Here is a 13,485-nt window from a genome sequence, read left to right as displayed (position 1 = left end):
ACCATGGAAGGTATAGGATTGATTCTCGTGATCGTATTAGGGGTATTATTCGTTATTTTAGCAACGGCAAAGTTTAATCTACACCCGTTCTTATCTTTACTTTTTGGCGCTTTTGCTATCGGAATACTCGCAGGATTGCCCCTGGCTGATGTCGTTGAGGCAGTAAATGGCGGCTTTGGTGGTCTGATGGGCGGCATTGGTCTAGTGATCGTATTTGGTACGATCATTGGGGTTATTTTGGAAAAGTCGGGAGCAGCCCTAAGAATGGCGGAGGTTGTTCTTAGAATGGTCGGTGAAAAAAGACCGCAGCTCGCGATGAGTGCAATTGGAAGTATTGTCAGTATTCCTGTATTTTGCGATTCAGGCTACGTTATTTTATCGTCACTTAAGAAAGCGCTTGCGAAAAAGACTGGAGTGACTGTCGCATCAATGGCGATCGCTCTTTCTACAGGCTTGTTTGCGACACATACCCTTGTGCCGCCAACGCCAGGTCCGATCGCGGCCGCTGGAAACATTGGAGCAGAAGACTATCTAGGTACGGTTATTCTGTTTGGATTAATTGTGGCCATACCCGTTATCATCACCGGTTATATTTGGGCTATAAAAGCTGGGACAAAGATTGAAATTGAAGACGGTGACGAAGAAGACTATGATTACGATGAAATCATTAAAGGATTCGGTGAAATGCCGTCAACCTTTAAGTCTTTCGCACCGATTGTTGTGCCTATTCTATTAATTGGATTCAGTTCTGTCATCACTTTTGCCGGATGGTCGGGAAACCTATTTGACTTCTTCCTCTTCCTGGGTTCACCAGTTGTTGCTTTATTAGTGGGTGTACTTTTTTCTATCTTATTGCTTCCAACATTCAATCAGGAAACACTAACAGATTGGATAGGAATTGCTTTAAAGGAAGCGGCGCCGATTCTGTTAATCACAGGGGCTGGTGGTGCATTTGGCTCAGTCATTAGCTCAACAAACATTGCTGATCTCATCAAAGGAATGGCAGGAAGCGAGCTGTTTACGGGTGCACTGTTTATTTTTATCCCATTTATCATTGCGGCCGCTCTTAAAAGTGCCCAAGGGTCTTCTACGGCAGCCATTGTAATCACATCAACACTGATTGCCCCGTTACTGCCGCAACTTGGGATTGAGGGAGCTGTTCCGTTATCTCTCGTCGTCATGTCTATTGGTGCAGGAGCGATGGTTGTCTCCCATGTGAACGATAGCTATTTCTGGGTCGTAAAAGAATTCAGTGGCATGTCGATCACGCAAGCATACAAAGCACAAACGATGGCAACGCTTTTGCAAGGGGTTGTGGCGATTGTCGTAACATCTATTCTATGGTTTATTTTCGTGTGATCGATAGAATTGTGTAATAAGCACCCAAATATGCATATATTGAAAATTTCGTGCAGTTAATCGAAGTTTTGTGCAATTAACGGGAATTTCGCGCAATTATCCTTTAAGCTAATGTTAGGAGCTTTGCCGGAGGTTCCCCACGATAAGTGGCTATGAATTACAATAGCACTAAGAAGGACCGGGCTGTAATAAGCCGGTCCTTTTAGCTAGGAAATGCTTTCTTTTACTTCTTTCATTTGATCGAGATGACGAAGCTCGTGCCAGCCAATAAATTCAACCCATTGTACTAGATTCATATCACCAAAAGCAGGATGAGGGAAAGCACGGTTTTTTAAGGTTTCTTCGTCTTTATTATGGATCAAAAACATCGTGGCTTCCCTGCTTTTTGCTAAACCACTTCTAGCATCCTCCAATGACTTGAATTCACCTTTAGGCTGGACGGCTTCAGGTGCAGCAACTTTACGGCTGCGGTCGGGTGTACGGTGGATCGGTTTCTCACTTACTTGCTGGTCATCGCCTTCTTTAAGAGCTTTTCCTATTTGATAAATAACGAGTTGTTCCATTAAGTAAAGGTGTTCAAGTACTTCTAGCATCGACCAGGATTCTTCATCAGGTTTCACTTGCGATTGCTCATTTGTAATGCCATCAATAAAACCAAGAATTTCTTGTCTTTTGTCATCTAATCCGTACATAGTGACATCCTTTCTGATGTGGGGGTGATTTCATTTTACCATAAAAAAGAAAGCGTTTCCTTTCAGGGTCATACGAATAGACTTCACTAGAACTTACCCCTCCCCAGCAAAACTCAAAACTGCTTTTCCACAAAAACCCACAAAAATAATATATTAACATCTAAACAGCTGCAGCGAATGGTCCCTTACAATCTATGAATTACCACACTTTTTGATATAATAAAAGAAATATCGACATACATGGAGGCTGCCAGGTGGTACATTCATTTAAACGTGTGAAAGAGGCAACTTATTTGACGGCGGAGAAATCCTGGAGTTATCGGGCGATCCTTCGCTACTTTTATATACAGCATGAGCGGATGAGGGAGTTTCTGTTTCCTGAAGAGATTTATGCTCACCTGAAAGAGTCACCGGACTTTCAAGATTATACGGAAGAGGCCCTCCATCAAGATTTGGATGCCCTGGTGAAGTGGGGGAATTTACTGGCCCGACAGGAGCTTGGAAGGTCGCGAACTGTTGAGGAATTTAAGAAGAAACGGTTTAGGTACCAGTGCACGCCTTACACGGTAGAGTTTGAGCGGATGCTTGTCCAATTGGAACGAATTGGTGAGAATTTCGGTGGTTCTTTAGAAAAAACTCAGTTTGACCGTATCTACCAATCATTGCTGCAAGTGGAGGCGATTGCTCATCAAAAAGAGAGTAAGCCTAATGAAGAGTGTGCACAAATTTTTGAGGACGTGATGACGTACTTTAAACAAATTACTCAGAATACGTCGGATTATATTGCTTATATCAATAGTGAAGAAGTCGAAGAGCGTATGCAGACAGAGGCCTTTCTCGTCTATAAGGATCAGTTTACGATGTATTTGCGTGATTTTATTATCGCCTTACAAAGTACCGTTTTACAAATCCAAGATTTATTGTCACAACTTGGTCGTCATGATCTTCAGGGCTTTTTTACCCAAGTTATTGATCATCAGGACCAAGTCTTTCGTTTTGAAGAAGATAGCGATGAAGATCCGTTAGAAGAGAACATGCAGAAATGGTGGAGTTTGAAGGCATGGTTTCTTGGTGGTTCGCATGGAGAAAGTGAATTCGAGATGCTGCAAATGCGCACAAATGAAACGATTCGCCGGATCACTCGAGTGGTCCAGCGTTTAGGGGAGCGACATCAGTATTTCCGCAGCCGTAAGAAAGATTACCTTCATTTGGCCAATTGGTTTGCATCGATCGAGAACATTGAAGAAGCGCACGAACTTTCTTCGGTCGCTTTTGGTGTTTTTCATACTAGACATTTATGGAGTGATCAAATCCCATCTGATGATATTTATTTGGATGTATGGGATGAGGAGCCGATGATTCACCGAACAAATCCGAGAATAAGGAACTATCAAGAGAAGACGAAAGCAGGTGCGATTGAAAGTCGGACCTCAGATAAACAAGAAATGATGCAGATTCATTTAGAAAAAAGAAAGCAGGAGAAGCTGCTTATCGAAAAATATGTGAACCATGATGCGATCCATGTGGAGGACCTGCCAGTTGTTGAGTCACATGTTCGCAAGATTCTCCTGACTTGGTTAGGAAAGGCGATGGCGCGAAAAGATCGAACAATTAAGACAGAATACGGCAGAAGAGTTCATGTAGAGCTTGTGGAAGGGGCACGGGTTGTGTTGCGCTCAGAAGACGGTGAACTGGAAATGCCCAAAGCTACTTTTCAATTTATTGGCGAAAAGGAGAATAGCTAATGGAAGAGTCCCTATTTGATGAAAAGGCACAAGAAGCATTAGGCCAGTTGTTTGAACAGTTTTGGGTGCTGCGTTCAGAGGAACCGGCGGCCTACCAGCTTATTCGTGAACGGGAAAACAAGCTCAAACGATACGTGTCTGATAAGTTCGGCTTTGATTTAATCGTTCATCAGCATTTTATTAAACTTGAGAAGATTCCTGTTGATCCGAAGTCGTGGATGGGAATGCCGCAATTTTCTCAGTCGATGGATTATGCGATTTTTTGCTGCGGACTAGCTTTTACAGAGCGGAGATCAGTGGACGAGCAATTCCTGTTATCTGATATTACAGAAGATATCCGTGATTTGTATCCAGGAGAATTTCCCCTGGATTGGACGAACTATCAGCACCGCAAGTCTCTAGTTCGTGCCCTCAAGCAGCTTGTCGAGCTGAGAATCATTAAAACGGTCGATGGTGATGTGGATTTATTTGCGAACAATGAGGGAGAAGAGGTGTTATATGAAGTTACTGTTTATGCGAGGTACTTCATGAGATCCTACCCTGACGACTTATTCCAATACAAGACAACGCGAGAAATTCTAGATAGTGAATGGGAGCGGCATCAGACCGATGCTCGCCGAAAAAGAGTCTATCGAAAGTTAATGTTCTCACCGGTTGTTCATCGGGAGAGTGAGGAGGATGCAGATTTTGCCTATATCCGTAATTTCCGCAATCGTTTGCGGGACGACTTAGAAGAGCATACCCCTTTTCGCTTAGAAGTGTTTAAGAATGCTGCCTTCTTAGTGCTTCAAGAGCGACGGCAACGGTACACCCTTTTCCCTGATCAGAAGGCAGTCACAGATATTGCGCTCCATTTTACTGCCTATCTACGTGATCATATTAGCGATTTTACCATTCAATCAAATGGGCAAATCTTGTTAACATCCTCAGAGTTTGACCATCTGATCACTTTGATTAAGGATGAATCAAGCCATGGTTGGAGTAAGAAATATCGGGAACAAACGAGTAAGCAGACGGCACAGGAAGTTTATGATGTGTTAAAAGAGTGGGAAATGGCAAGTACGGAGCGAGAAACAGGCATGATCGTCCTGCATCCGGCTCTAGCACGATTGATTGGGGAATACCCGGCTGATTATCTTGAAAAGGAGGGCCTCACCTAATGGAACGAACAAATAAATGGATGATGAATCGTGCAGGCTTGCTTAACTTTTGGTATTACGATGATGAGACGTTTGACTTCGCAAATGGGAAACTTTTGCTGCGCGGGAGTAATGGATCAGGGAAATCTGTTACGATGCAAAGTTTTCTCCCTGTTTTATTAGATGGAAAAAAGTCACCGGACCGATTAGACCCATTTGGCTCGAAAGCCCGTCGTATGGAGGATTATTTGCTTGGGGAAAAAGAGGTAGTCAATCGGGATGAGCGAACGGGATATTTGTTCATAGAGTTTAAACGTGAAGACATGGACCAATATATAACGATCGGTATAGGACTGCAGGCAAGGCGTCAAAAACAAATGAAGTTCTGGGGTTTTGTGATCACGGATAACCGAAGAATTGGGCATGAATTAGAGCTGTTTAAATATGAACGAAATGCTGGTGAAAAGCAAAAAATCCCCCGTTCCCGGATTGAGCTTGAAAATATTATCGGTGAAGGCGGTCATGTCGTTCAGACTCAAAGGGAATATATGAGTTTAGTAAACAAATATATCTTCGGTTTTGAAACAATGGAAGCTTACGAAGATCTTATTAAATTATTAATTCAGCTCCGAAGCCCTAAGCTTTCGAAAGACTTTAAGCCAACGGTGATTTATGAGATTTTAGAGGCTGCCTTACCGCCGTTATCTGATGAAGACTTGCGTCATTTATCGGATACGATTGAGCAAATGGATCAAACGAAGCAACAGATCGAACAGCTGAACCGTGAACAGGAAGCGATTCAGAGCTTAAATAAATCGTACAATCAATACAATCAATATCTATTGGCTGACCATGCGAATGAATATCAGCAAGCCGTTAAACGGGTAGAGAACGAGCAGGAAGTTTACGAGCAGGCAAAAGAAAATCAGGATACACTTGTCGAAGATATCCGACGATTAAAAGCGGAAATTCAGCAGCATGAGCAAGAAGAAGAGGCATATGAGAAACAGAAACAGCGGCTTCATTCTCATAAAGTATGGAATTTGGAAGAAGAGAAGCAGGAAGCGCAAACACAATCGCAACAGGTAAAAGATGATGTTCGTAAAAAGGAAGAAAAGCTTGATGAACAGAAGAAGAAGGAACGTGCACATCATCAGGAGCTTGCGGAGCTCGAGGGAACGATTGCTGATCAACAATCAGAGATGAATGATTTTCTAAACGATCTCGAACAGGATGCTGAGGAAGCCTCATTTCACTCACATGCTATGAATGTGGAAGATTTCTCAAGACATGAAGGAAGGACCTTCGACTTTTCGGTTTGGAAAAAAGAGGCGGAACAGCATAGGAATCAGCTGGAGAAGCTTGAAGAAAAGTTCCGTGATTATGAAGGGTTGAAAGAGGCTTACCAAGGTAAAAATCGAGAAATGGCCAATGAACAGAAGAAGCTCGATGAAAAGGATCAAGAAAAGCGGGAATGGGCGAGGCTATTTGAAGAGGATAAGGAACAAAAGCTTCAACAAATTCATGCATGGGCCCCGCAGTATGACTGGTTACGTGTACCTGAACGCGCCTTTCAGGATGCTTCTCGAACTTTGTATCGTTTGTATGAACCAGACGCTTATGAAGCGGTTGTCGCTCCGTTCAAAGAGGAACTCCATCACTATGCGGAGCAAAGGCGTGAAGAAGTTGCTGATTTTCGTTCTCGAATGAAGACATTGAATGAAAAGCTTGAGGATAAAGAAGCAGAGCTTAAAGAATGGAAAGAAAAGAAAGACCCTGAGCCAGACACACATCCATCGACGAAAGAGGCAAGGCAGCAATTACGAGATAAACAAGCCGCTTTTCTTCCATTCTATAGTGCGGTTGAATTTCAAGAGCATGTGTCGGAGGAATTACGCGCGACACTGGAATCCGTCCTCATTGAAAGCGGCATGTTAGACGCGCTGCTTACAGATCAAGATTTGCTTATCAAGCATGATCGAATGATTAGGCCAAATCCGAACACGATGGCCCACACACTTGCTGACTACTTACAACCGGACGTGGATGAGAATAGTGTTCTTTCCGCCGCTTTTATTGATGAAGTATTAAGAAGTGTAGTGATTGACGACAAGGCAGGTGAAGGCTTTTCCATCAGTGAGGATGGCAGCTACCATTTGGGAATTTTCGAAGGACATGCTCCTCCTGTCGATGCTCGCTTCATTGGCCGTTCAGCTAGAAAACGGTATCGTGAACAGCAAATTCAATCGATCTCACTTGAGTTAGAGCAGATCCACGAGGAAATAAATCAAGTAAACGCGGCCTTGAATCAAGCTTTAGAGGCGATTGAGGAGACGAAGCGGGCACTTGTAGCTTTTCCATCTGATCATGATTTACAGGAAGGATTCAAACATATTCAGGCCGCTCAATTTGCTATCGAGCAGCACAGGGAACGCGTGGAAATTTTATCAAACGAAGTAAAAGCGGTGTGGACTCGTCTACAAGAAGCGAAGCGGTTTATCGATGAGCAAAGTCGCCTATTTTCCTTAGAGGCTTGTCTTGACGCTTATTCTGAAGCAAAACAGGTGATGGCAAGGTACCAACGAGATCTGTTTGAATTCATTACTTTTCACACACAGCACGTAAATGATTTACGACGGTTTCATGACGTGCAAGAAAGACTTCGTGAGTTAGAAAGTGAAGTGGATGAATTACGAGGGGAAGTCAATAGTTTAACAGATAAGCTGGAACGGATTGCTATCAATATCAAACAGATCGATATTCAGTTGGAGCAAGAAGGGGCAGCAGATATTCGCGAGCAAATCCGCGAGGTCCAGCAGAAGTTAGCTGACGTTACCAAAGTACTAGGCGATAAGAGCAGGGAATTGCCGCGAAAAGAAGAGCAGTGGAAATATGATCAACAGAAGCTTATCGATCAGCAGAGTCAAACCGAATTCTGGACATTGATGAGTCAAGCATGGGCGGGGTCTTTTGAGGCAGAACTCAAGCTTGGGTTAGTGCAGATCGATCAAGAAGAGGAAAATCTGGCACAGCTCAGTAAAGCGGTTCTGACATCATACGGGCATTTGTTAAAAGAGAAAGTGCTTAGTCAACTGAAAGATCAGCTTACGCGCGAATTTTATAAGCAGCAAAGTGACTTAATGGAATATCGCGGCAGAGAAATGACGATTCCTATCCAGAAGCTTGATTGGATGAACGATGCTACGGAAGATACGCAAGTTGTTCAAATCAATCAATGGATCCAGAAGGGTGAGCGAAGAATCATTGAGATGGACTTCCGTGGACAGCAAGTCACGCCATACTATGTGCAGTCAGAAATCGAACAAGATCAGGCCAGACAAGAAAGTTTACTGGACGAGCAGGATCAAGCTCTCTATGAAGAAATTTTATTTAAATCAGTAGGTAATAAGTTAAGGAGTCGGATTCGGCGGGCAGAGCAGTGGACAAGTAAAATGAACCGGCTCATGGAAAGCCGTGATACCTCTTCCGGATTATCCTTCTCCATTCATTGGCGCCCAAGAACAGCAGATTCTGAAGAGGAAATGGATACGAAAGATTTAGTCCAGCTGCTGAAACAAGATGCGAAGCTATTGAAAGAGGAAGACTTGAACCGGATTACCACACACTTTCGATCAAAAATTGCCAAAGCCAAGGAACTGATCGAGGAAAAAGGAGAAGGCCAGACGTTATTACAAATGTTGAAGGAAGTACTTGATTACCGCAAATGGTTCTCCTTTGCTTTATCTTATCGCAGGGAAAATGAGCCAAAGCGTGAATTAACGAATAATGCTTTCTATAAATTTAGTGGTGGTGAAAAAGCGATGGCGATGTACATCCCGCTTTTTACAGCTTGTTACTCAAGGTATCAGGAAGCCTCCTCATCTGCTCCTTACATCATTTCATTGGATGAAGCTTTTGCAGGGGTCGATGAAAATAACATTAAAGAAATGTTTGAGGTGGTCGAACACCTCGAATTTGACTATATGATGAATTCACAAGTGCTTTGGGGAGATTATGAGACGATTTCCGCTTTATCGATTTACGAACTCGTTCGTCCCAAAAATGCTAGCTTTGTAAGTGTCATTCATTATAAATGGGATGGGCACCAGTTATCTTTAAATGAACTGCCGGCCCAAGAAGAGAGTCTAACGTAAGATGGTGAGCGTGAGATGAGTAGTGAAAACATGAAAGCAGCGTTAGATTACTTTAAAGATGATCCAGGATTTCAACAGCTGTTTGCTCAGTTTAAAAAGAAATATGAATCGTTAGGACGGATTGGCGGGGCCGTCGACATTTCCGCCTACTCAAATAAAGAAGTACAGCCGATCGCTAGATTCTTTGGTAAATCGGAGGAGGAGCTTTTATCCCAGAAAAAAGTATCCCTGGTCCGATTTGAGAAGCAGCTGCAAAACACAAAATTTGAAGGACTCTCTTTAAAGGAACTACTGGAAGCCTTTTTTCAAACCACCCTAATTTCGAAAAAAGAGGCGAAGCTATCCAAGCAGCATAAAGAACAAGTACTGCTTGAAAAGTGGGCGACTCAGTTTCCGGAACTCGCGGAATGGATGAGCTATTTGGAAGGAAGGCATCCTGATAGCTACTGGATTTACGGATTACTTGATCAGCCTGTCCAATTTGAATGCAAATTAGCTGTCTTAACTCGTTCGATCCGCGATCTCCCGAATAGTTTCGAACGTCTGCCTGTATTTAGCCAAAAAATTACTGGAGATCCACATGCTCTCGATTTGAATACAGTCTTAGGAAAGCTATGGATTCATGTCCTAGCTGTAACGGATGGTGTAGTGATACCAAGTGATAGTGAAGCAATCAATAGTCTACTGCAGAAATACAACCTGCTTCGGGATGACATTACAAACTATGTAACGGTCGCAAATCTATTAGCTGAAAAAGATGCAGAAGTCCATCCATTATGGGAGGCAGCTGCCCAAACAGTCAGTGTGATGAATGTACCACTGAGGGAAATTGTTCAGCTCACTTCCGTGTATCCAGCCAGCGATGGTACAACCGTGTGGGTTGTAGAAAACTCCGGGGTCTTTTCAAGTATACTGGATCAAGTACCGAACGCACCGTTGATTTGTACTCATGGCCAATTCAAGTTGGCAGCCCTTCAATTATTAGATCAGCTTGTACGAAATGGTTGTATGATCTATTACTCTAGTGACCTGGATCCAGAAGGTGTGAGAATGGCGACACGTCTTTATAACCGCTATCCAAACTCCGTTCATTACTGGAGGATGGATGTGGATGCCTATGAGAAATCCCTATCTGAAGTACACTTGAATGTGGAGCGGTTGAATAGGCTTGCCTCTGTTGACGATGCCTATTTACAACCAGTTTTGGACAGAATGAGATTCACAAAAAAAGCTGGTTATCAGGAGGCACTCGTTAGTGATATGGTTGCAGATTTAGCAGATTTTCGAGCATGATAAACGAAGAGGCTGGGACAAAACTGAATAAGGCATGAAATAATCCGAAGGAAAAAATCGATGATCCCCGTAATGTTTCCTTCATCAAACAAAATGTTCGAAGCGGTTAGATCGCCATGTATAAAGGCTCTGCAATAAGTGGGGGAGGATTGTAAGAAGTTAGAAAAAGTATCAGTCACTTTTTTTCATTTTAAATCACTAAAATAGGGAAGAGTGTGTGTTCGATCGAGGGATAGAATCGCTTCCAATGCTCAGTTGTAAGAGAATCAGCAAACCTTGAAGTGAGATAGGGGTGAGCCGGACTAATAATGCAATGGATTTCCGTTAAAAAGTCAGCAATCAGTTTGTCACTTGCTTCTGTGCAAATAAGGGAAGATGGGTAATTTGTTATGGCTTGTCCGGGGATTTTTCTATAATAAGCGCAAACCAGATCCTTTTGCCCTCCATATAAAAGTTTATATTTTGGCACATCTAATAGAGGCATTTGTTGGTGAAGAGCTTTATGAGTTCAGTTTCATGAACAACATTTGCAGCTACTTTTCTTGTTTTTGGAAAACGGCCTCACCATTGACAATGAAAATATCATTATCCCTGCCTGTGTAATTAATTGAATGTCGTTAATGGTTTGTTCAGATAAATAATGTTCGATAAACGTCCGCTGCTCGATTTGATTCATAGTGGTCAGGCTCTTTTTGTAAAAGAAGGGAGCAGACCTAAATGGTCTGCTCCTTCGTATTTTGTACTTAGCTGCTAACGTAACTAATATCCGTTTCTGGTGTTTCTTCAGGTAAACCATGTTTCTTCTCTGTTTCTGATACAACAACAGCACAAGCAGCATCACCTGTAATGTTGATAGCTGTACGAGTCATGTCGAGTACACGGTCGATCCCAATAATTAGAGCGATCCCTTCCACTGGCAGGGATACTTGATTTAAAACCATAGCAAGCATAATCAGTCCAACACCTGGTACACCTGCAGTCCCGATACTTGCTAACACGGCTGTAACGACAACCATAATAAGTTGAGTGAAAGCTAAGTCAGTGCCGTATACTTGAGCAATGAATATCGTTGCAACCCCTTGCATTATTGCTGTACCGTCCATATTTATGGTTGCGCCTAAGGGCTGCACAAAGCCACTGATCGATTTGGGTACACCCAAGTTTTCTTGCGCCGTTTTCATGGAAACCGGTAATGTTGAGCTACTGCTTGATGTACTAAATCCAACAGTTGCTGCTGGGAAGAATCCTTTGAAGAAACGAATCGGATTCATTTTACCGATTAAAGAAACAGCGCCCCCGTAGACGACAAATGCGTGCAGGAACAATCCAAGTAAGACGACAAGCATATAGGCTGCCATAGCTTTTGCACCGTCAAGTCCCATCTGACCGATGGCAGAGGCTAGTAAACCAAAGGCGCCATAAGGAGCAAAGCGCATAATTAAATTAACAAGGAACATCATAATTTCATTCCCTTGTTCAATCACTTTCGTTACACCTTCAACCTTTTTACCTAGCATAGTTAGTGCAAATCCAATGAAGATAGAAAAGGCGATAATTTGCAGCATATTTCCTTCAGCCATAGACTGGATAGGGTTCGTAGGAATAATACTTGTAAACGTTTCAACTACTGATGGAGCTGCCTCACTTTCGTATTCAGCCCCAGTTGTGTCGATCCCAGTATTGCCTGGTTGGAAAAGGTAAGCCAAACCGATGGCTATCGAGATAGCGATGGTGGTAGTGGCTAAGAAGAATGCAATGGTTTTTCCACCTATGCGCCCTAACTTTTTTGGATCCCCTAATGCAGCCACACCTAAAGTGATAGAGAAGAACACAATAGGAACAACTAGCATCTTAATTAAGTTTAGAAAGAGTGTTCCAAGTGGACCAAACACGTATGCATCCAAGGTATCAAATAAGTCCGGAGCTAAGAAATGCAAAGCTAAACCGACAACAGCACCAAGAACAAGTCCAATCATAATCTTTGCTGTTAATTTCATACATTTTACCCCCTTCGGTATCTTTAATGAGAGCGCTTACTTACCCTGATTATACTGTCTCTCAGCTGGTTATATGTGTCATGAAGTTAAGTTGAATATTTTGTTAAAGATAAACCATTTCGACTAGTGATTCTAGTGTAGGAAAAACAAACATATAGTAGATGAGGGCAGCGAGGATTGGCATCTATACTCATAAAAGTAATAGAAGGCTTTCAGCTGCCAATATATTCTGCGTATCATCACTGCAGGATGAACTCTTATAAACGATATATAAATAATGAACAATACTTTTTCAAATTAACTCACATAGGTTTGCAATCATACAATGTTAGAATACTGATTGCAAATATAGCTTGTCGACACTTTCCCTTTTTATAATTTACCATACTTAATCTATTAGATAAAGACAAAAATATTTCCAAAATTACATTTTCCCTTATAAAATTACATTTTTCTTATGAAAACTATCTATTTATGATTTGCATATGAATAGATGGTTTTCCCTTAAAATAGTACACTTGTAACAATCATATAATAGTGGAGAATCATGGATTATGGTATTTAATAGAGAAGGGTGATTGTTATGAACATGGAAAATACTTGTCCGCTTTGCCACCTTAAGGGGGATGCAGATCAACAAATTATTTTTGAAAACGAAACATGTTATTTTATTCAAAAAGAATCAGAACAACATGTATTAGAGGGAAGCGGATTAATTATCCCCAAGACACATACAGAAACGGTGTTTGATCTTTCGGCTAAGCAGTGGTCCGATTCACAACAACTGTTGAAGAAGGCGAAAGAAAGGTTAGACGAGCTACATTCCCCAGATGGATACAGTGTAGGCTGGAATACAGGTGAAACGGGGGGACAATCGATCCCGCATGCCCATTTACATGTTATACCAAGGTATCAAGATGAGCCATACGCCGGTAAAGGAATTCGCTATTGGATTAAACAGTCCAACAACGCTCGGAAAATGACAAAATAAGTTTTCACTTTTAAAAAAATAAGCTTCTTATAAAGATCTCGGGCTAGAGGGCTCAAGGTCTTTTTCTATAAAGAAATGGTTAATAATTTAGTGAGTAAAATTTTAACAATAGATA

The 13,485-nt window shown here is 42.1% G+C and carries 9 protein-coding genes; 6 read left to right on the top strand and 3 right to left on the bottom strand.

Features of this window, described 5'->3' with window-relative positions; all coding sequences use genetic code 11:
- Window positions 1-3 precede the first annotated feature (3 nt).
- Complete coding sequence (locus tag MUO15_RS08580) at window positions 4-1,359, top strand: GntP family permease (protein ID WP_245035140.1); 1,356 nt, start codon at window positions 4-6, stop codon at window positions 1,357-1,359.
- A 206-nt stretch (window positions 1,360-1,565) separates the two neighbouring features.
- On the opposite strand, the gene MUO15_RS08575 is transcribed toward MUO15_RS08580, so the two are convergent.
- Window positions 1,566-2,051 (bottom strand): DinB family protein, encoded by a 486-nt coding sequence (locus tag MUO15_RS08575; protein ID WP_245035139.1) that lies wholly within the window; start codon window positions 2,049-2,051, stop codon window positions 1,566-1,568.
- A 254-nt stretch (window positions 2,052-2,305) separates the two neighbouring features.
- On the opposite strand from MUO15_RS08575, the gene MUO15_RS08570 reads away from it, so the two are divergent.
- The 4 genes from MUO15_RS08570 to MUO15_RS08555 are packed head-to-tail and all read left to right on the top strand — an operon-like array spanning window position 2,306 to window position 10,382.
- Window positions 2,306-3,796, top strand: a complete 1,491-nt coding sequence (locus MUO15_RS08570) for a TIGR02677 family protein (protein WP_245035138.1) — start codon at window positions 2,306-2,308, stop codon at window positions 3,794-3,796.
- Complete coding sequence (locus MUO15_RS08565; RefSeq protein ID WP_245035137.1) at window positions 3,796-4,956, top strand: TIGR02678 family protein; 1,161 nt, start codon at window positions 3,796-3,798, stop codon at window positions 4,954-4,956. The genes MUO15_RS08570 and MUO15_RS08565 overlap by 1 nt, the downstream gene beginning before the upstream one ends.
- Window positions 4,956-9,089: a TIGR02680 family protein gene (locus MUO15_RS08560; RefSeq protein ID WP_245035136.1), complete on the top strand. Its 4,134-nt coding sequence runs from the start codon at window positions 4,956-4,958 to the stop codon at window positions 9,087-9,089. The genes MUO15_RS08565 and MUO15_RS08560 overlap by 1 nt, the downstream gene beginning before the upstream one ends.
- Window positions 9,090-9,104: 15 nt before the next feature.
- On the top strand, window positions 9,105-10,382 hold the full coding sequence (locus MUO15_RS08555; RefSeq protein ID WP_245035135.1) for a TIGR02679 family protein: 1,278 nt from the start codon (window positions 9,105-9,107) through the stop codon (window positions 10,380-10,382).
- Here the strand turns inward: MUO15_RS08555 and MUO15_RS22125 are convergent.
- On the bottom strand, window positions 10,328-10,561 hold the full coding sequence (locus MUO15_RS22125) for a phosphotransferase (RefSeq protein WP_396266329.1): 234 nt from the start codon (window positions 10,559-10,561) through the stop codon (window positions 10,328-10,330). The genes MUO15_RS08555 and MUO15_RS22125 overlap by 55 nt on opposite strands.
- Window positions 10,562-11,125: 564 nt before the next feature.
- Window positions 11,126-12,379, bottom strand: a complete 1,254-nt coding sequence (locus MUO15_RS08550; protein ID WP_245035134.1) for a dicarboxylate/amino acid:cation symporter — start codon at window positions 12,377-12,379, stop codon at window positions 11,126-11,128.
- 583 nt (window positions 12,380-12,962) lie between these two features.
- Here MUO15_RS08550 and MUO15_RS08545 point away from each other — a divergent pair.
- Window positions 12,963-13,370 (top strand): HIT family protein, encoded by a 408-nt coding sequence (locus MUO15_RS08545; protein ID WP_245035133.1) that lies wholly within the window; start codon window positions 12,963-12,965, stop codon window positions 13,368-13,370.
- Window positions 13,371-13,485 lie beyond the last annotated feature (115 nt).

The organism is Halobacillus amylolyticus, assembly GCF_022921115.1.
Classification (GTDB): Bacteria; Bacillota; Bacilli; order Bacillales; family Halobacillaceae; genus Halobacillus_A; species Halobacillus_A amylolyticus.
The sequence above is the reverse complement of the archived record's forward strand: the minus strand, read 5'-3'. Positions and strand labels throughout refer to the sequence as shown.